General features: G+C 48.4%; 18 protein-coding genes and 1 pseudogene. 8 read left to right on the top strand and 11 right to left on the bottom strand.

Features of this window, described 5'->3' with window-relative positions:
• Nucleotides 1–59: 59 nt before the first annotated feature.
• Nucleotides 60–1,472 carry an aminotransferase-like domain-containing protein gene (locus tag LVQ79_RS01795; protein WP_232863684.1) on the bottom strand — a complete coding sequence of 471 codons (1,413 nt, stop codon included), beginning with the start codon at nt 1,470–1,472 and terminating at the stop codon, nt 60–62.
• Between the two features lie 111 nt (nt 1,473–1,583).
• Nucleotides 1,584–2,288 (bottom strand): alpha/beta hydrolase, encoded by a 705-nt coding sequence (locus LVQ79_RS01790; protein WP_232863683.1) that lies wholly within the window; start codon nt 2,286–2,288, stop codon nt 1,584–1,586.
• 289 nt (nt 2,289–2,577) lie between these two features.
• Here LVQ79_RS01790 and LVQ79_RS01785 point away from each other — a divergent pair, with 289 nt between their 5' ends.
• From LVQ79_RS01785 to LVQ79_RS01770, 4 genes are all read left to right on the top strand, one after another.
• Nucleotides 2,578–3,009: a type II toxin-antitoxin system HicB family antitoxin gene (locus LVQ79_RS01785; protein WP_232863682.1), complete on the top strand. Its 432-nt coding sequence runs from the start codon at nt 2,578–2,580 to the stop codon at nt 3,007–3,009.
• A 543-nt stretch (nt 3,010–3,552) separates the two neighbouring features.
• Nucleotides 3,553–4,953, top strand: a complete 1,401-nt coding sequence (locus LVQ79_RS01780; protein ID WP_232863681.1) for a cytochrome ubiquinol oxidase subunit I — start codon at nt 3,553–3,555, stop codon at nt 4,951–4,953.
• Nucleotides 4,953–5,966 (top strand): cytochrome d ubiquinol oxidase subunit II, encoded by a 1,014-nt coding sequence (gene cydB / locus LVQ79_RS01775; protein ID WP_232863680.1) that lies wholly within the window; start codon nt 4,953–4,955, stop codon nt 5,964–5,966. The genes LVQ79_RS01780 and cydB overlap by 1 nt, the downstream gene beginning before the upstream one ends.
• Entirely contained in the window at nt 5,966–6,088 is a 123-nt protein-coding gene (locus LVQ79_RS01770) for a DUF2474 domain-containing protein (protein WP_232863679.1), read from the top strand. Before cydB ends, LVQ79_RS01770 begins: the two co-directional genes overlap by 1 nt.
• Before the next feature lie 44 nt (nt 6,089–6,132).
• Here the strand turns inward: LVQ79_RS01770 and LVQ79_RS01765 are convergent, their stop codons facing one another.
• From LVQ79_RS01765 to nfrB, 3 genes are read right to left on the bottom strand one after another with little or no spacing between them, the layout of a single operon-like run.
• Nucleotides 6,133–6,996: a DUF4434 domain-containing protein gene (locus LVQ79_RS01765; protein ID WP_232863678.1), complete on the bottom strand. Its 864-nt coding sequence runs from the start codon at nt 6,994–6,996 to the stop codon at nt 6,133–6,135.
• Nucleotides 6,996–9,776 carry an NfrA family protein gene (locus LVQ79_RS01760; protein ID WP_232863677.1) on the bottom strand — a complete coding sequence of 927 codons (2,781 nt, stop codon included), beginning with the start codon at nt 9,774–9,776 and terminating at the stop codon, nt 6,996–6,998. The genes LVQ79_RS01765 and LVQ79_RS01760 overlap by 1 nt, the downstream gene beginning before the upstream one ends.
• On the bottom strand, nt 9,773–11,998 hold the full coding sequence (nfrB, locus tag LVQ79_RS01755; protein ID WP_232863676.1) for a cyclic di-3',5'-guanylate-activated glycosyltransferase NfrB: 2,226 nt from the start codon (nt 11,996–11,998) through the stop codon (nt 9,773–9,775). The genes LVQ79_RS01760 and nfrB overlap by 4 nt, the downstream gene beginning before the upstream one ends.
• Nucleotides 11,999–12,322: 324 nt before the next feature.
• On the opposite strand from nfrB, the gene LVQ79_RS01750 reads away from it, so the two are divergent.
• Nucleotides 12,323–12,652, top strand: coding sequence for an SMR family transporter (locus tag LVQ79_RS01750; protein ID WP_034457061.1), 330 nt, complete (start codon nt 12,323–12,325; stop codon nt 12,650–12,652).
• 221 nt (nt 12,653–12,873) lie between these two features.
• On the top strand, nt 12,874–13,107 hold the full coding sequence (locus tag LVQ79_RS01745; RefSeq protein ID WP_502258304.1) for a DUF2554 family protein: 234 nt from the start codon (nt 12,874–12,876) through the stop codon (nt 13,105–13,107).
• 59 nt (nt 13,108–13,166) lie between these two features.
• On the opposite strand, the gene LVQ79_RS01740 is transcribed toward LVQ79_RS01745, so the two are convergent.
• Nucleotides 13,167–13,910, bottom strand: coding sequence for an SDR family oxidoreductase (locus LVQ79_RS01740; protein WP_232863674.1), 744 nt, complete (start codon nt 13,908–13,910; stop codon nt 13,167–13,169).
• Between the two features lie 170 nt (nt 13,911–14,080).
• Between LVQ79_RS01740 and LVQ79_RS01735 the strand changes: the two genes are divergently transcribed.
• Nucleotides 14,081–14,383, top strand: coding sequence for a winged helix-turn-helix transcriptional regulator (locus LVQ79_RS01735; protein WP_151993635.1), 303 nt, complete (start codon nt 14,081–14,083; stop codon nt 14,381–14,383).
• Nucleotides 14,384–14,433: 50 nt separating this feature from the next.
• Here LVQ79_RS01735 and LVQ79_RS01730 read toward each other — a convergent pair whose 3' ends face one another.
• The 5 genes and pseudogenes from LVQ79_RS01730 to cybB form a co-directional block, all read right to left on the bottom strand.
• Nucleotides 14,434–15,552 carry an S-(hydroxymethyl)glutathione dehydrogenase/class III alcohol dehydrogenase gene (locus LVQ79_RS01730; protein ID WP_151993570.1) on the bottom strand — a complete coding sequence of 373 codons (1,119 nt, stop codon included), beginning with the start codon at nt 15,550–15,552 and terminating at the stop codon, nt 14,434–14,436.
• Nucleotides 15,553–15,583: 31 nt separating this feature from the next.
• Nucleotides 15,584–15,859 carry a metal/formaldehyde-sensitive transcriptional repressor gene (locus tag LVQ79_RS01725; RefSeq protein WP_064519147.1) on the bottom strand — a complete coding sequence of 92 codons (276 nt, stop codon included), beginning with the start codon at nt 15,857–15,859 and terminating at the stop codon, nt 15,584–15,586.
• 240 nt (nt 15,860–16,099) lie between these two features.
• Nucleotides 16,100–16,369, bottom strand: coding sequence for a hypothetical protein (locus tag LVQ79_RS01720; protein WP_232863673.1), 270 nt, complete (start codon nt 16,367–16,369; stop codon nt 16,100–16,102).
• A 156-nt stretch (nt 16,370–16,525) separates the two neighbouring features.
• Nucleotides 16,526–16,700 (bottom strand): annotated as a pseudogene (locus LVQ79_RS01715) (XRE family transcriptional regulator); the annotation flags it as partial.
• 15 nt (nt 16,701–16,715) lie between these two features.
• Entirely contained in the window at nt 16,716–17,246 is a 531-nt protein-coding gene (cybB, locus tag LVQ79_RS01710; RefSeq protein WP_151993572.1) for a cytochrome b561, read from the bottom strand.
• 190 nt (nt 17,247–17,436) lie between these two features.
• Here cybB and gap point away from each other — a divergent pair, with 190 nt between their 5' ends.
• Nucleotides 17,437–18,438: a type I glyceraldehyde-3-phosphate dehydrogenase gene (gap, locus tag LVQ79_RS01705; protein WP_232863672.1), complete on the top strand. Its 1,002-nt coding sequence runs from the start codon at nt 17,437–17,439 to the stop codon at nt 18,436–18,438.
• Nucleotides 18,439–18,471 lie beyond the last annotated feature (33 nt).

The following is an 18,471-nucleotide window of genomic DNA, read 5'->3' as shown; positions in this document are numbered from 1 at the left end:
TTCCATTAACCCTCAAACCCATTGTCGTAGAATCAGACGTTCAGTGTGGTACTCCATGGCTACTCCTTAATTTGATTTCTGATGAGGTTCGCTAATGTCTCCACCGCGTGTTGTTCCCGCTCACCTAAAGCCCATGAAGCATTCAGGCGAAAATAGTTATGCCAGGCGCCCCCGGTGGTGAACATTTTGCCTGGCGCGATACTGATTTTATGGGTTATAGCCTGCTCACTTAGCACGCTGGCATCCATGTATTCCGGCAGTTCAACCCAAACGAAATAGCCACTTTCCGTGTGATGAATTTTTACTTCCGCGGGGAAAAGCTGATGTAGCGCCTGCAAGGTTTGCTGTTTACGCTCAGCCAGAATGCGCCGCAGCTTCCGTAAGTGCGTGTCGTAACGCTTGGTCGCCAGATAATCGACCAGAGCCAACTGCATCGGCGAGCTTGTGGAAAGTGTGCTCATTAACTGAAGCTGCTGAATACGACGTGCATGCTTTCCTGCCGCCACCCAACCAATACGAAATCCCGCCACCAGACATTTTGAAAATGACGAACAATGCAGCGTAATACCCTGTGCATCATATGCACGTGCCGGTAATGGACGTTCGCGGCCGTAATAAAGCTCGCTGTATACGTCATCTTCGATGAGTGTCACATTGTGTTGTTGCAACAATTCAACCAGTTGCTGCTTCTTTTCTGGTGACAACGTCACGCCAAGCGGGTTCTGGGCGTTGGTCATTAACCAGCAGGCTTTTACTGGATAATCGTTGAGCGCCTGTTTCAGTGCCACCAAATCGATACCGTTTTGCGGATCGGTCGCCACAGACAGAGCCTTTAAACGCAAGCGTTCCAGCGCCTGTAGTGCACCGTAAAAACAGGGGTTTTCAACGATCACCCAATCCCCCGGCTCGGTCACCGCTTGCAGACTAAGGTTTAGCGCTTCTAGCGCGCCAGCGGTGATGACAATTTCGTCCGGCGAAACTTGCATTCCGTGTTGTGCATAACGTCGAGCAATTGCGTGGCGCAGCGCTTCATTACCCGGTGGCAAATTTTCAATCACGCTCATCGCTGTTGCCGTTTTACTGACGGTCGCAAGCGAGCGGTTAAGTTGTTGCAGCGGGAATAAACGTGGGTCGGGAAACGCGGAGCCGAATGGCACTACGGTTGAGTCGCCGCTGGCCTGCAACACATCAAAAATGTAGGTATTAATATCTACCGCTTCATCACGCGTCACTTTTACAGGAGCTATCGCACTCCGCGTTGCCGGGCGAGAGGCCACGTAATAGCCGGACTGCGGCCGGGCGACAATTACGCCCTGGCTCTCAAGTGTCTGATAGGCATGGCTAACTGTCATAAAACTCATGCCGCTTAGCGTGACTTGCTCACGTAGCGACGGCAACTTATCCCCAGGTAGCCATGCACCGAGGGCAATTTGATCGATAATCTGCTGGGCAAGTTGCTGGTATTTTTTCATTTTTTGGCAGTACCGTTTCTATATCAGAGAGCTAAAAATACGCCAATTTAGTAAACTGTTATAGGCAAATAACGCTTTTTCTCTGCAAGTGTTTAGCGGTAACTCCGCTATTTATTTAGATAAACAGCGTTCAAAAGCAGAACGGTTTTTTTCATATAAGTCAGGAGATAGCATTAAGCTATCCCATATGCTGTTATGACCTGCCCCCGGAATAATCAGAAGATCTTTTTTGGCAGCATTCACTGCAGAATCCGCCAGCTTTTGGGGTATTTCAGAAGGAATGATCGCGTCATTCTGTGCCGCAACAACAAGCAAGTTACCCGTGAATCCAGCTGCAATATCCCATGCATCTGTGGCTTCCCAGCTTCGGTGTTTACGAATGATTTGTGAAAAATCAGGACCAAATTTGACCTTGTAAGCGGACTTTGCGTAAACACCTGGAACCATGAGAATCAAGGATCTCAGTTGAATAGAGGTGCTTAGATGCAGCGCATTATAGGCCCCCATGCTTACACCCATACATCCTGACAAAGGATGATTCAGATGGGCAATGACAGCCTCTGCTTGCCTGGTACGGCTCAAGAGAGAAGACTCATATAACTCCCCTCCGGTCTCCCCGTGACCGATGAAGTCAAAAACAGTCGTTCCATAACCTAACTCTTTTAAAAGAAGGCGATATTTAGAGAAAACCTTGCGATCCTTACCTCCCCCATGGAGCATCAAAATATGCCCCTTACAACCAGGTGTAGTCTCGGCAATTATTGTTTTACCGTGAAATGGCACATGGAAAGAGTGGTTTAAAGCTCCGTCGGTCATTGCGTTACCATGTTCTTATATATGGTTAGTTATCCATTCTTACTGTGGTGCAGTGGTTTATTCAACAAAACAATTAACTTTCACCCGCCATATATAGAGCTCCGGGGTTTATAGAATCACTTCAAGTATTATTGGTAATGAAATTCTTCGAGTGATGACAAAAAACAGCCATACATACAGAGATTGTTCTGGATTATCGTTGTTGCTAAAAAATAAAAGACAACATTTTTGTTATATTTATAACCTTATATGTTACTGTGCTTGCATCACCAGAAACAAGGTCAGGTAAATGTTTAAATTTTCGGTAACAGCAGCGCTAAATGAAGATACTGATGAGTACGAAATAAGCTCTCGTGATTTTGATAATTTGCACTCAGTCGCTTTTGCTGAGGATGATATTGAACTAGAGGCCAGGGATGCTATTACAGCGATGATTGGCGAATTAATTGACTCACGCATACCAGTGCCAACGCCATCGGCTGCGCTGGAGGGCGAGTTAGTGATTCATCTTCCTGTGCTTACGTGCCTGAAGGCCACTCTTCACAACGCCATGATTAATACCGGGACAAGAAAGGCTGACCTTGCACGAAAACTTAATCAGAAAGGCCCTCAGATTGACAGGCTTTTGGATGTCAGCCACGCATCGAAAGTAGAAACTCTGGAGCAGGCCTTATATCTAATAGGATATGAAGTTTCAGTGTCTGTCTCGAAAGTCGCATAAAAGAAATAGAACCCATTAGCCGCTACAGTTTGTTTGTGGCTAATATTCTAAATTCAAATCAAACTCTTCCAGGCCAATGACCGTGGGCCTTGCATGTTTAACTCCTGATTAATACCCATGCTATTTCCAAGCCAATTCAAGCAATGTTAATGCGCGCATAAATATTAAATAAACTTAACAATTAAGGCGTATTCAATTGTAGATTTTCAGTTTCTGAATTACACATAAATGGTGTGTACATAAAAAAGATATATACCCAAAATAATTCAAGATGCAGGAAGGCGGCAAGAGAACGAGTCCCGATGAGCTTACTCAGGTAAGTGATTCGGGTGAGTAAACGTAGCCAACGCACATGCAACTTGAAGTATAACGGGTATACATTGCTGTGTTTGAATTCATCCCGGCAATTGCGGAGTCGCATGGCCGGGATTTTTTTATCGTTAAGTGAAAACTGTTATAGCTTTATGCTGAGAGTCTGTTTCTACAACCCAGGTGTGACGCGGCTTACAATCGAATCGAATCAATTTTTATGCGGAGTACTGCATGTTCGGTTTAGACGCTTTTCATCTGGCAAGGATTCAATTTGCATTTACTGTCTCCTTCCACATTATTTTCCCTGCCATCACCATCGGGCTTGCCAGCTATCTGGCGGTGCTAGAAGGGTTATGGCTGAAATCTAAAAATCCGACTTATCGTTCGCTATACGATTTCTGGTCAAAGATCTTCGCTGTTAACTTCGGCATGGGCGTAGTGTCCGGGCTGGTAATGGCTTATCAGTTCGGCACTAACTGGAGCGGTTTTTCTCAATTTGCGGGCAGCATCACCGGGCCGCTTTTGACCTATGAAGTGCTGACGGCATTTTTCCTGGAAGCCGGTTTCCTGGGCGTGATGTTGTTTGGCTGGAAACGTGTCGGGCCTGGGCTGCATTTCTTTGCCACCTGTATGGTGGCACTAGGCACGCTTATCTCGACCTTCTGGATTCTGGCCTCTAATAGCTGGATGCAAACGCCGCAAGGGTTTGAAATTCACAACGGCCAGGTGGTGCCGGTGGACTGGTTCGCGGTGGTGTTTAACCCCTCCTTCCCTTACCGCCTGTTGCATATGTCGGTAGCCGCTTTCCTCAGTAGTGCCTTTTTTGTTGGTGCATCGGCAGCCTGGCATCTGCTGCGTGGCAACAAAAGCCCAGCCATTAAAACCATGTTTTCAATGGCGCTTTGGATGGCGTTAATTGTTGCGCCTCTGCAAGCCATGATTGGCGATATGCACGGACTCAACACCCTGAAACACCAGCCTGCAAAAATTGCCGCTATTGAAGGCCATTGGGAGAATGTGCCCGGGGAGCCAACTCCGCTACTGCTGTTTGGCTGGCCAGATATGGAGCAAGAGCGCACGCGTTTTGGTCTTGAAATCCCGGCACTTGGCAGCCTGATCCTCACCCATAGTCTGGATAAGCAAGTTCCTGCGCTAAAAGAGTTCCCAAAAGAAGACCGTCCAAACTCAACGATAGTGTTCTGGTCGTTCCGTATTATGGCGGGCCTGGGCATGTTGATGATTCTGGCGGGCGTGATGAGTTTGTGGCTGCGTTATCGTCATCGTTTATACGAGAACCGCGCCTTCCTGCGCTTTATGTTGTGGATGGGGCCATCCGGGCTCATCGCTATTCTGGCCGGTTGGGTCACGACAGAAGTGGGACGCCAGCCGTGGGTTGTGTACGGTCTGCTGCGCACTAAAGATGCTGTTTCAGCACACGGCAACTTGCAGATGAGCATCAGCCTTTTGACCTTCTTTGTGGTGTATATGTCGGTATTTGGCGTGGGGTATAGCTATATGATCCGCCAAATTAAGAAAGGGCCACAACCTTTTAACGACGACACACCTCCTACGCATGGCACACCTTCTCGTCCGCTCTCTGCGGCAACTCAATCATTAGAGGAGTTACGTTAATGGGCGTCGACCTGTCAGTTATCTGGTTTGTCATTATTGTATTCGCAACACTTATGTACATCGTGATGGATGGTTTTGATCTCGGCATCGGCATTCTGTTTCCGTTTGTTCGTGACGCAGATGACCGCGATGTGATGGTGAACAGCGTGGCTCCCGTTTGGGACGGCAACGAAACCTGGCTGGTTCTCGGGGGGGCTGCATTATTTGGGGCGTTCCCTCTCGCATACGCCGTTATTATTGATGCACTCACCATTCCGTTAACGTTAATGCTTATTGGCCTCATTTTTCGTGGTGTGGCATTCGAGTTCCGCTTTAAAGCAACGCCTGCGCATCGGCCTTTCTGGGATAAAGCATTTATTGGTGGCTCAATAGTGGCGACGTTTTGCCAGGGCATTGTGGTTGGGGCGGTAATTTCTGGCTTCCCGGTCATCGGGCGCACCTTTGGTGGCTCTCAACTGGACTGGATTACACCGTTTAATCTGTTCTGTGGGGTTGGTCTGGTGGTGGCATATGCGCTACTGGGGGCGAGTTGGCTGGTCATGAAAAGCGAAGATCCATTGCTTAAAACCATGCGTAAAGTCGTCAAACCACTGCTGGTGATGATGTTGGCTGTTATCGCGATTATCAGTATCTGGACGCCACTTTCACATCCGCAAATCGCTGCCCGCTGGTTTAGCCTGCCGAATCTGTATTTCCTGTTGCCGGTACCCCTTCTGGTGGTGTTGTGCAGCATCTGGTTATGGAAAGCAGTCGGTTCTGAGGAAAGCTGGCATAGCACACCGTTTTTGCTGACACTGGGGCTGATTTTCTTAGGCTTTAGCGGACTGGGTATCAGTATCTGGCCCTATCTCATTCCGCCGTCAATTACGCTTTGGCAGGCCGCAGCTCCACCGCAGAGTCAGGGCTTTATGCTGGTCGGCGCGCTGTTTATTATCCCGATCATTTTGGTTTACACCTTCTGGAGCTATTACGTTTTTCGCGGGAAGGTACAACATGGCGAGGGGTATCACTGATGAAACAGACCGGAATCCGTTTGTTATGGATGGTCGCGTTATGGGCCGCGAGTGTTTTGGCTTTGACCGCTGTGGGGATGGGATTCCGGCTGTTGATGACAGCCGCCGGATTTAAGTCCTGAGATAAAAATGTCGGATAACGTTTACGCTTATCCGACATTGATTTTTAGATAGCTAACACACCGCTTGCAGCACTCATATAACGCAATGAGAAGAAGACTCTGTCCTGTCCTGGCGGGACAGGTGTCGCAAGCCATTTTTGCTGATACTCCGCTGGTGCAGGTTTTGCTTTAAAAGTTTTGGCCTGTTTATCCTGACGGAACAGTTCGATAACTTTCCCTGCAGACGGTGCTTTCAGGTACAGCGCCCGTTCAGCATCGGTCAGCATTTGCGTTCCCGCTCCATCCTGCACCCATACTTTTACGCCACTATGGCTCAGGGTTGTCAGCCATTTACGGTAAGAGTCAGGCGTCATATTTCCTGCAAAGAAGCTACTCACCGCAACGGGTTTATCAGCAACTGCCGCCAATGACAGACGGGTTTTACTCAGCCAGCTCAGCGCTGCTTGCTGCATTTGTGGGTTGCGCCAGCGCAGGTCATCGAGTTCACTACTGATATACCAACCTGCAATCGACTTTTCACCCAGTACGTCTACCCAACGTTTTGCTGCCGCCACATCATCAGCACGCAGGCGATTGAGATAATTTTCAAGCGCAGGAAGCGGCTGTTTTTGCCGTTCGAAAAATCGACCGTCTGCAGCAAGACCGATAACGAGCTTCATACCGTTGGTAGTGGTTAGTTGCGCTTTATGTTCAAGCCAGGCGCGAGACTCGCCATCGCGAAATGCATTATCGTAGCGGCTCCACTGCAATACCAGGGTATCAATTCCCTGCCCTTTGAGTTTGTTCAACACGCTCTGCCACTGGGCATCAGTCACTGTGGTATCACGCAATTGCGGCTGATACATCACCGCATTCATGGCATTGGCAAAAGGGGCAACCAGCAGTAACGCGGTTAATAGGATCTTCATTACCAGCGAGCTCCCAGAGTCAGGAAAAGATTATTTTTGGAGTCGGTATCGCGGTTGTGCCCGGAGAACGCACGCTGATACTCAAGCCCCACACTGACTTTATGTGGGAAGGCGCTGTAGTGCATCTCTCCAAACCAGGTATTAAGTCTCACACCAACACCGCCCAGGGTGTTGTCGCTGTACGGAGTGTCAGTACTGGCGTTGTACTGGGCGTGCCAGTAAGGCTCAATAGTTTGTTTGCCGTTGATTTTTTGATGCCAGCTCATGCGGTAATCGGCGGTATAAAGCTGATAATCCGCTTTAACGAAATGCGCCGCATCCAGATAGAGATTTTGTGCCATCCAGCCATTGCCTGTCGGATGCCAATCATCACTATATTTACCGCCGTTAAAGAACGAGGCACTGGCACGCAGCATAACGTCAGCCTGGCCGTGATGATGATCCAACGGGATCTGTTGTTCAGCCGCCAGATAGATAACCTGGTCACGAAGCGGTTTCCAACGCACACCAACCCCCAACATTGGCTCATATACCGGCATAAAGTTCTGCTGGCCATTGCTGTCACTACCTGCAAACACACGGCTGTAAACGGAAAGCTGATCGCCGTCGATGAGTTGGTTTTTACCGATACGGTACTCAGCCTCAAATTGTTGATAGCTCCGGTAACTTTTCCCCTGCTGAACCCCGTTATTGCTGCCTCCACTATTAAGTGAATCTGGCGTTAAACCGAATGAACCATCGTAGGTGAAAGTCCAGCGACGTTGACTATCTTCGTGAATCCGGCGGAATTCAAAACGGTCTTCTTGTTGTTTGTCGCTCAGCTGTTGTTGTGGCGTGATGCTGTTATCAATGTCATCCACAACTTGCTCGCTGTACTGCTTCGTTTTCGGCTTATCGTCCAGTCGTTCATTGAGATACACCAACTGGCGTAGGATTTCTGGCGAGTCCGTGTGGGTTTCACGGGCTTTTTCCAGCGCATCACGGGCTTCGTGATGCTTACCTTGCGCTAATAGTGCAAAACCACGTGCAGCATCATCCATCACCGGAGTCGATTCCAGTTTCAGATCCGACATTCCACGCTGTGAAGCAATATTCTGCCAGTGGGCGAAGACCTTCTCATCACCGGCAAGTTTTGCGCTGAGCGCTGCAGCGTGCACATCGTTATCCACCATTTCTGTGACAGGAACCTGTGCCCAACTCGCCTTGGCAAGTGCGTAATCTTGTGTAGCGTAAGCCAGATATGCCACCTGACGTTGGTAAAATGGCGAAGGGTCACGCGCAACCGCTTGTTCGGCAGCGTAAAGCGCGAGGCCCGGCTGCCCCGGATAGCATTGCGCAAGGTGTGACCAGCTTTCAGCGTCATACTGCGCAGATAAATCACCTAATATGTTGCGCACCTGCGCGCAGTTTTCCTGCCCCTGGAACAGTCGTGCCTGCGCCATGCGTTGCGTGGCGGTTGGCAAAGGCCGGGCAAGGCGAGCTTTGTTTTCAGCGGTCAACCAATCAGGGTGTGCTGCAAGCTGGCTATACAAACGTGTAGTCAGTGAATGCTGCAACTTACCGGCCTGATTAAAGGGCCAGTAACGCAATAGCAATTCAGCAGCCACTTTTCCCTGGCCCATAGAAACCAGCTGAAAGCTGGCAGTTTCCAGTTCTTGCGCGGATAAACCGCGAGTTTGCGTGATTTTACTAATGAGCTGCATGCTGGACTGCGTGTCTTTCTGCGCCAGACTTAATGCTAAACGCTGATCGAGCGCCTGCATTTCCGGGAAGGTATTGAGCAGTTCGTTCGCCCCTTTCCAGTCACCTTTTTGGATGCGGATCGGCACTAACGTCGATAACACATACTGTCTGTTTTCTGGATGTTTAACGCTCCATCCCGCAACTGTGTGCCCCGGTTGCTGGCTATAGGTTGCCAATAACCACATCCAATTACGTTCTTCGATGGCTGAATCAAATACGGGTTTACGGCTTGCGAGATAACGGCGTAACTGAGTCAGTGCATTACGCTCAGCCAATGACTGCGCGTAAGCCAGTTGCATTCCAGCACTGTTCATCACTCCCTGGCTTTGCAAATCCAGGATTCGTTGGTCGCGCTGCATATGTAACAGAATTGCAAACCATTGTTGATACTGTGCGTCACTCAGCGTCGCCTCACTGTCCAACAGGGCAAAACCTTGATCTGCTGCCCCCCACTGTTGCAAGAAAATTGCCCGCTGCGTGTAGTTGTCCGCCAATTGCTGCCCCTCTTTTGAGTGACGGAATTTCGGGTCAGACAACTGCGCGCGGGCTATATCTAGCTTATTGAGTTTGAGAGCATAGTTACCCACCTCACTGCGACACTGAACGCCCGGTGAGGCATCGCAGTTTTTCTGGAATGCCAGCAATTGCTCGTAAGTTTTGACTTCTGGAACAGGCACGGGAATCGCCACCAGTGCACGATGTAAGTCAGAGTTTTGTGGCCTTTTCGCAAGCTCACTTTCCAGCAACTCCCGAGCTTTCTTATCGTGGCCGAAGTGCCGATAAGCCTCAGCAAGCCATAACGACAAGCGCACGCTCTCGGGTGCCATTGCATGAGCATGCTCAAAACTGCGCAACGCGCGAGTTTCATCATTCGCTTTCAGGGCTTCATGTGCCCGCTCAATATGCGGATAAACCTTGAAGTAAAGGTAATCACTGAGTCCCAGATCTTGTTTAGATCCTTCCTTAGCAGCCAAAGCTGGTACCGCAAGTAGAACACCGCAAACCAGGGCTGCCAGCGGGGTTAGCCGTATCTTCATACTGCCTCCCTGGCTAGTCGAGCCTGTTGCATCACGCTGATACCTGCTTTTTGCAGCAGGTCTTTCAACGATGGTTGCAATCTCTTTTGCTGTGCCAGCGCGTGATCGACAACGTGTTGACTCACCACCCCTTCTTGCACCAGAAACTCGCCGAACATCAAATCGCTGCGTTCATAACGTAATAGAACAGCACGCAGAACAGCTTCATTCAGGTGAGACTCATTGCTTAACACTTCAGCAAACAGAAGTTGCCCGGAGACATATTTGTCCCAAATCTCATCGGCCTGCGCCTGCATTAAAAGGTTTTCTGTGACGGCACTGTCGAGCAATTGCTTTTCTTTCGTCGATTGCTCATCGCCGTACCAGTGGCGCAGGCCAATAACTACCTGGCCTCGCGGCACAATAACGTAGCTCACATTCCGCCCGAGTTTGCGGCCCAACGCCGACAATGAAACCGGATCGATCGAGTTCTCACAAGCAAGAACCAGGGTGTCACCTTCCATGCGCAATGGCAGAACCGCATGGTGCTGCACCACTTTTGCAGGAACGCTCTTAATCAATGATTCATCAAGTGCGAGAGGATCGATTGACTCCATCGGCACTTCAGCTTGTTTTGCCAGAGCAACAGCAAGCTGATACGCAGTGATATAGCCCAGTTGCACCAGACTTCCGCCCAGTTTTAGCCCTGGAATACGCTTTTGCAGTGCTTCTTCCAGTTCAGCCTGGGTAATCACACCAGAATCCACCAGGATATAACCCAGAGGTTGAGCAGAGCGTTGGACACTTACGGTCGGGAAATCGTGAGTTGTTTTATCCCATGCCACGCGACGTGGGTCGCCATGTTGGATAACCTGCTTAATCGCCCGCCAGTTCGCCACAAAGTTAATCAAGTTGCCCCAGAACAGGCGCGGTAATACCAATAAGCCTTGTCCCAGCCCGTAATAACCTGTCACAAATATCATGCGTTGAATGATGCGGTTAGACATCAGCAGTAAGTTAATCCACAGCAATATCGTCAGCCATGAACCGCCGACAAATATTGATAAGAATTGCCATGCTCCATCGACCGTGCGCTGATAAATGATGATGGCAACCAGTTGCAACATCACTAGCATCGCCGCAAAACTGAGGAAGTTTGCAATCGCCCCTTTACGGTCGCGCCACAGGAAATAGTTGAGAACCGGGCTTGAACTCCAGCGGTGAGTTTTAAAACCCTGGAACACGATGCCGATTATCCAGCGAGACTTTTGGCGCACGGCTGTGGCAAAGGTGTCAGGGAAATATTCGCGCACGCAGATAACATTGGCAGTTCGGGCACGTTGACCAAAGGGTTTGGCTGATTTGTCATTTGCGTCAACAACCGGGAAGCGACAGAAAATCTCTTCCATCCCTTTTTGACGCAGACGGAAACCAATATCGTAATCTTCAGTCAGGCTCTGCACATCAAAAGCAATGCCGTCACCATCAGCTAATAACGCCAAAACCGCGCGGCGGCTAAAACATGTGCCCACACCTGCGCTTGGAACTTGCCCCGCTAATGCCTCGCGTACCGGTACATCTTTACCATGCAGCTCTGAAAATTCATCCAGATAACTCAGGCTTGTGAAGTGCGTCCATTTGCGTTCAAACGGATAAACCGGGATCTGAATTAAGTCTTTTCTATCAACCAGATAATTAAAAAGACGCAATTCGAGAGGAGAAATAACATCTTCTGCGTCATGAAGAATAAAACCGGAGAAATTAAAACGCGCGCTGTTTTCAAACTGTAAAATAGCATCCAGAATGTTGTTCAGGCAGTCCGCTTTGCTGGTGGGACCAGGCCGTGCGCATACCACTTTATGAACATTTGGAAAACGTGCGCAGACTTCATCTACATCACGTTGCGTATCCGGGTCATTAGGGTAAGTCCCTACAAATATATGGTAGTTTTCGTAGTCCAGTGAACTGGCGGCAAGACGCGCCATATTGCCGATAACCCCAGTTTCATTCCATGCAGGGACCATAATAGCCAACGCTTTTTCTTGTGGCTCATGCAGGGCTTTATAGTCCAGATAATCATTGTTGCGGTATACCGTAACCGAGCGCCATACCCGGCGAACCCAGTAAACAATATCGATAAATAAATCATCAATTCCGCTAATTAACATCAATATCGCCAGCGTAATAGCGACAACTTTCAAACCGTAGAGATACGTTGAAAAGTAATCAACAAACCAGTCCATTTTTTACCCCAAAGGTCACGTAAAGCCTAGTGCAGCCATCCACAGGAGGTCAGATGCATCTACAGTAAGGCCTCAAATGTTACCGGTATCATAATGTAATAAGATAAATCCAGGAAGGATATAACTCTAGAATTAAGGTTTTTTACAATCCATGAAATTGTATCATCAACATTAAAACCAGTGTTTTCAGCTGACATTTACAACTGTTACAGGATATACAGCGAGGAAACAAAATGAGAATTTTCTGTGACAACGAGGGCATTTCTTGCCACAAATGGCTTTGATCTTTACATTGACGGCCTGAATAGTGAGGGAGAAACGAACATGACTTATATCTGGCTGATTGTGGCAATTATTGCCGAAGTGATTGCGACCACTTCACTAAAACTCTCCGAAGGCTTTAGCCGTTTATGGCCAAGCGTGGTCACAATTGTGTTCTACGGCGTGGCGTTTTATTGCCTATCGGTAACCATGCGCACCATCCCTACCGGGATTATTTATGCAATTTGGTCAGGTGCTGGAATTGTATTAATCGGCGCGGTGGGCTGGATTTTTTTGGGACAGAAACTTGATTGGCCGGCGATCGCGGGTATGGCATTGATTATTATTGGCGTGTTAGTCATTAACTTATTTTCAAAGTCGGTCGCGCATTAACCCCTCTTTTTATAGCCATGTTTGCGGGCTTTCCCAACACGAAAGCTTGCCAGCATGACATATCAATTATTAACCATTCGTAAACCAAATCTTAACTATTGAACCTTTTACACTGCTGACAATTCTTTTGCATTTTTTCTAAAAGTTGAATAGTAACCAGACGGAATTATCTATACAGTGTGCCCGTCACGTTAATGAGGTTGATGGTAATGGTTAAACAATTGAGATCAAAATTAGGGATGATTTTGTTGCTGATAGGCACGGCGTTGTTCTCCGGGCAGACTACAGCGCAAACACGTGGTCATTTTTATTTGGTCGTCAAAAGTGCTGACATGTTGCTACGCCATCAGGCTGATAGTGACGAAATCCGTCAGGCTGCCGAGGATTCCGCCGCCGATTTTCGTGAGCAGCATTTCCACGTGAAAGAGCGCCGCGCCGGGACTTATCAACTCTAAGACTTTATAACTCAGTTCGATTTAAACGTGGTAAATCGAACTGAGCTCTTCAATCGCTCTTACAAATTACCTACCCCACCATCTATTAATAATTCGCTGCCGACCATAAAGGCAGACTCATCGGATGCGAGAAAGACGGCAGCTTTTGCCAATTCGAGAGCCGTACCCAAACGACCGATGGGCACGAGCGCACGAATCTCTTCGCGGAGTACTTCCTGCGAAGCACCATTGCCAAGCTTACCCAAAGCCGGGGTTTCTGTTGGGCCAGGGCTTAATCCATTCACCCGAATTCCTCGCGAGTGCAGCTCGCCAGAAAGGGTTCGCGCCAGAGAAAGGATTGCGGCTTTGCTGGCCGCGTAAGCATTGCTTTGTGGCAAACCAATATGTGCACTTACAGAACCACAGACAATTATTGACGATGGGTTAGCCAGAAGTGGCAATAGCGCCTGAATCAAAAAGAACGGCCCTTTCAGATTGGTATTCATCAGCCGGTCATAACTGCTTTCGTCCCAGTGCTGTAGTGGATGATGCGATACGTCGCCGGCATTTACGTACAACACATCGAGACGCGGCCACCATTGTGCAATCTGTTCAGCCAAATCACGTTGTTGACCGATATTTCCCGCATCGCTGCGAATAATATGTACATCTCCCAGTTGCTCTTTCGCGGCCAATAATCCTGATTCGCTACGTCCGGTGATAGCAACCGTTGCCCCTTCTGCAAGAAACTGCCGCGCCGTCTCAAACCCAATACCGCTGGTGCCACCGGTGATTAATGCGTATTTACCTTGAAGTCTTCCCATTGCCGTTACCTCACTATTGACTAGTCAGCCCATTATTTACGCTATAGTATCTTTTGGATAGTAGGCACCATTTGGATACTAAGGCACTGGATGGGATGTATTGACTATTCACAGGAGCAAACGTGATAAATAATTTTCCGGCCTTGCCCACGGCAGGTCAAAGCTGCCCGATGGTCAGTTTCGTGAATCTGATTTCTGGGAAATGGGCGATCCCGATTCTTTACCGCTTGATGGTCATTGATGAGCCAGTGCGCTTTAGCGATCTACAGCGTGCGGTTCATCCCATTACTCAAAAAGAGTTGACGCGCCAGCTACGCCAATTTGAATCCAGACGATTGGTGACCCGGCAAGTCTTTGCTGAAGTGCCACCGAGAGTGGAATATCAGATAACGGAATTAGGGAAGTCGCTACGCCCTACGCTTGATTCGTTAGCTGACTGGATGCGGGAAAATAGTGGGCAGTTGAGAGAGTAGAACCCTCACTGATACGCTTTTAGATGCAATCAGTGAGGGGTTTTTAACGGTTACTTATCGCCGAAATGGATAACGGTACGAATCGATTTCCCTTCGTGCATTAAATCGAAGGCTTCATTGATTTGTTCAAGCGGCATACGGTGCGTGATGAACGGGTCAAGGTTGATTTTGCCAACCATCGCGTCTTCCACCATACCTGGCAACTGTGTGCGCCCTTTCACTCCGCCAAATGCAGAACCACGCCATACGCGGCCGGTTACCAACTGGAACGGACGAGTTTTGATCTCTTGACCTGCGCCCGCAACGCCGATGATTACGCTTTCACCCCAGCCTTTATGGCAGCATTCCAGCGCGGAACGCATTACATTGACGTTGCCAATACATTCAAAGCTGAAATCCACGCCGCCGTCGGTCAGTTCGACAATCACGTCCTGAATCGGCTTTTCGTGGTCTTTCGGGTTGATGCAATCAGTCGCACCCATTTCGGTCGCCAGTTTGAATTTCTCTGGATTGGTGTCAATGGCCAGAATACGCCCGGCTTTCGCCTGTACCGCGCCCTGAATCACCGCCAGACCAATACCACCCAGGCCAAATACTGCAACAGTATCGCCCTCTTTTACTTTCGCCGTGTTGTGCACCGCGCCGATACCGGTGGTGACACCACAACCTAACAAGCACACTTTATCCAATGGTGCCTGCGGGTTAACTTTTGCCAGAGAAATTTCTGCCACCACAGTGTACTCACTGAAAGTACTGGTGCCCATGTAGTGGTAAATCGGTTCGCCATTATAAGAAAAACGCGTGGTGCCGTCTGGCATCAAACCTTTACCCTGAGTGGCACGAACGGCCTGGCACAGGTTAGTTTTGCCTGATTTACAGAACTTACACTCGCGGCATTCTGCAGTGTACAAAGGAATGACATGATCGCCAGGCTTCAGGCTAGTAACACCCTCGCCCACTTCCATAACGATACCGCCGCCTTCATGGCCCAGCACTGCCGGGAACACGCCTTCAGGATCATCACCAGATAAGGTGAAAGCATCGGTATGGCAAACGCCAGTATGGGTAATCTTTACCAGCACTTCGCCTTTTTGTGGCGGTGCTACATCAATTTCTACGATTTCAAGCGGTTTGCCTGGGCCAAATGCAACAGCTGCACGTGATTTCATGTTCTTCTTCCGTCGTCAGGTGGGATGGATTTTATTTTAGATAAGAGCGAATTAAATTACCGACTTCTGCCATACGCACAGCACGCTGATCCTCAGAGGTTTCCCCGGCGACCAGCTCGTCTTTTAGATGGATCTCCATCATTTCGCCCATCAGGCCGTTCGCCGCTCCGCGAACCGCTGCGATTTGTTGCAAGATTGCGATGCAAGGATCGCCATTTTCCAGGGCGCGCTCAATTGCTTCAGTCTGGCCACGTATGCGTCGCACGCGAGTCAGAATGCGTTTTTTGTCTTCAGGTGAATGTGGCATTTTGACCTCCTGATACTATAGGGGGGTATGGTACACTATTGTCAGAGATATTAAAGCACCGCTGATAAATGTCAGTCTGAAAATACGTCAACAAGCCGAATGTTTAAATCATGATGGAATCATAGCAGAGCGATTGTTTTCACCGAGGGATGGTACAAATGGAAGAATGAAGGTGAGAAAAAGTAGCCGTTGGTGTTGTGGCTGTTCCGGCGTCATAACACCAACGGGATTTATGCTCTGCTACTTTTTGCGAAAGAGATTAATAGCAACTGCCGTCAGAATCCCTATTAAGGGCATGGCTATAGCGCCCGCTAAAAAATTATGCTGGTCTATTCGCTTTTCCCTGCGGATATCAGCAAAGCGTGCAAGCGCGTGTTTTTCATCAATGGCACTGACCTCTTCGAATTGTTTTTCGTAACCCTGTTCAGTCAACCGAGCGGTTCCGTCCGTGTCAGACCTTTCTAATACTACGGTTTGTTTACCTTTTTTAAAAAAGCGGTAATCCGGCATTTGGTGCTCCACATTGAGGAATATGTGATTAAACAACATACAGACTGGTATTAATTGCGTACATACCTGCCTGTGGATTCGCATCCATCTGCGCACTTATTTGCATTTTAGTTGATCAATTCCAGCAAAAACTGAAGTAGTGCTGGGATAGCTAACTACACCGCTATTTTGTAAAAACCAGCGACGCCTCCGCTCGGGACTTATATCGTGCTTACGTAGCCCCTACATCGCTTATTCGCGTTTTAGGATTTGCAAGCACGAGTTCATGGGCATGATCGATTAACAGTGGTGCACTATGCGCATTTTCAGTGGGACGACACCCTTTCCAGGGCCAACTCCGTTAAATTTAGCCCTTTTTCCCTGGCAGCATGCGTAGCAATGTATTGTCTTTCCACACATAATGGTGGAACAATGCGGCAAATGCATGAATGCCAATCACGAAGTAGCCGATGTTAGCGATAAGCTCGTGGTAACTCTTGATGGTAAATTCCATATCTTCATCAGGTTCAATCGCATGCGGCATAGGAATGCCAAACACCGACCAGTCACTGCCTTTAAAGTACACCGTTGTAAAGCCGAGAATCGGTAACACAATAAACATCAGATAGATAATCGTGTGCACCAAATGGGACATTCCCGTAATAGCAGGATGCGGTTTCGGTGTAATCGCGGGAGCGCGATATTTAATGCGCACCAGCAAGCGGGCAATCATCAAAAAGAACACGCTGATCCCACAAGTTACATGAGTTGCGTTGAAGACTGGACGATACGATCGCGGTGCAAAACCTTTCAGTTCCATCGCGCAATATGCCCCCACTATCAATAAAAAAACCAGCCAATGAAGTGTTATCTGTAACGAGGTGTATTTGCTGCGCATTAAGGTGTCCTGCTTAGTCACAATGATTTTTCCAGGATAGCGGCTAATTCTTAGAAAATCATTAACATCCGGTGAAATTATCTAACATTTCCCCTGACAATCCCTGTTTGCGGCACCTCGGTTTATGAACTATCACTAGAGTTGATTAAGGATTAAGCAATTCCTGATGATTAAAAGTGGGGTTCATATCATGAATAAAATCGGTATCAATGGCTTTGGTCGCATTGGTCGTCTGGTATTACGCCGTGTTCTTGAAACCAAAAGCGAAGTTGAAATTGTCGCTATCAACGATCTTACCTCGCCCAAAGTGCTTGCCTACTTGCTTAAGCATGACTCCAGCTATCATAACTTTGACGGAACAGTTGATTACACTGAAGATGCGTTAATCGTCAACGGTAAGAAAATTGCGGTGTATGCCGAAAAAGAGGCGAAAAATATCCCGTGGGGGAAATTGGGGGTTGAGATCGTTATCGAGTGCACTGGTTTCTATACTTCCGAAGAGAAAGCCAGCGCACATCTGGACGCAGGTGCGAAGAAAGTGCTGATTTCCGCTCCCGCTGGCGATATGAAAACTATCGTCTTTAACGTTAACTGCAACACTATTACGCCGGAAGATAAAATCCTCTCCGTCGCCTCCTGCACCACTAACTGTCTGGCGCCAATGGCAAAAGCGCTACACGACAACTTTGGTATTAAAGTTGGCACTATGACCACCATCCATGCTTATACCGGTACACAATCACTGGTGGATGGACCGCGAGGTAAAGATCTACGTGCCTCTCGTGCTGCGGCACAAAATATTATTCCGCACACTACAGGTGCGGCGAAGGCTATTGGTCTGGTGATACCTGAGCTGCAAGGCAAACTCAAAGGGCATGCGCAACGCGTACCGACACTTACTGGTTCAGTAACAGAACTGGTGTCTATTCTTGAGAAAAAGGTGACGGTAGAGGAAATTAACGCAGCGCTGAAAAAAGCAACTGAGGGTAATGAATCGTTTGGCTATACCGATGAGGAAATTGTGTCGTCCGATATAGTCGGCACGAATTTTGGTTCAGTGTTTGATGCAACACAGACGGAAGTGACCGAAGTTGGCGATTTGCAATTGGTTAAAACCGTGGCCTGGTACGATAACGAATACGGTTTTGTCACACAGTTGGTGCGGGTATTGGATGCGGTCGCGAAGGAATAATAAATACCTCTCCCTGCCTGATTCGCAGGGAGA

The sequence above is a fragment of the Buttiauxella cochleicola genome (assembly GCF_021282405.1).
GTDB classification, from domain to species: Bacteria; Pseudomonadota; Gammaproteobacteria; order Enterobacterales; family Enterobacteriaceae; genus Buttiauxella; species Buttiauxella massiliensis.
Note: the sequence above shows the minus strand (reverse complement) of the source record. Positions and strands in the feature narration are given on the sequence as shown.

Coding starts and splice junctions, on each gene's coding strand:
- LVQ79_RS01795 (WP_232863684.1), bottom strand. CDS start 1,472: ATGAAAAAATACCAGCAACTTGCCCAGCAGATTATCGATCAAATTGCC.
- LVQ79_RS01790 (WP_232863683.1), bottom strand. CDS start 2,288: ATGACCGACGGAGCTTTAAACCACTCTTTCCATGTGCCATTTCACGGT.
- LVQ79_RS01785 (WP_232863682.1), top strand. CDS start 2,578: ATGTTTAAATTTTCGGTAACAGCAGCGCTAAATGAAGATACTGATGAG.
- LVQ79_RS01780 (WP_232863681.1), top strand. CDS start 3,553: ATGTTCGGTTTAGACGCTTTTCATCTGGCAAGGATTCAATTTGCATTT.
- cydB (WP_232863680.1), top strand. CDS start 4,953: ATGGGCGTCGACCTGTCAGTTATCTGGTTTGTCATTATTGTATTCGCA.
- LVQ79_RS01770 (WP_232863679.1), top strand. CDS start 5,966: ATGAAACAGACCGGAATCCGTTTGTTATGGATGGTCGCGTTATGGGCC.
- LVQ79_RS01765 (WP_232863678.1), bottom strand. CDS start 6,996: ATGAAGATCCTATTAACCGCGTTACTGCTGGTTGCCCCTTTTGCCAAT.
- LVQ79_RS01760 (WP_232863677.1), bottom strand. CDS start 9,776: ATGAAGATACGGCTAACCCCGCTGGCAGCCCTGGTTTGCGGTGTTCTA.
- nfrB (WP_232863676.1), bottom strand. CDS start 11,998: ATGGACTGGTTTGTTGATTACTTTTCAACGTATCTCTACGGTTTGAAA.
- LVQ79_RS01750 (WP_034457061.1), top strand. CDS start 12,323: ATGACTTATATCTGGCTGATTGTGGCAATTATTGCCGAAGTGATTGCG.
- LVQ79_RS01740 (WP_232863674.1), bottom strand. CDS start 13,910: ATGGGAAGACTTCAAGGTAAATACGCATTAATCACCGGTGGCACCAGC.
- LVQ79_RS01735 (WP_151993635.1), top strand. CDS start 14,081: ATGGTCAGTTTCGTGAATCTGATTTCTGGGAAATGGGCGATCCCGATT.
- LVQ79_RS01730 (WP_151993570.1), bottom strand. CDS start 15,552: ATGAAATCACGTGCAGCTGTTGCATTTGGCCCAGGCAAACCGCTTGAA.
- LVQ79_RS01725 (WP_064519147.1), bottom strand. CDS start 15,859: ATGCCACATTCACCTGAAGACAAAAAACGCATTCTGACTCGCGTGCGA.
- LVQ79_RS01720 (WP_232863673.1), bottom strand. CDS start 16,369: ATGCCGGATTACCGCTTTTTTAAAAAAGGTAAACAAACCGTAGTATTA.
- cybB (WP_151993572.1), bottom strand. CDS start 17,246: ATGCGCAGCAAATACACCTCGTTACAGATAACACTTCATTGGCTGGTT.
- gap (WP_232863672.1), top strand. CDS start 17,437: ATGAATAAAATCGGTATCAATGGCTTTGGTCGCATTGGTCGTCTGGTA.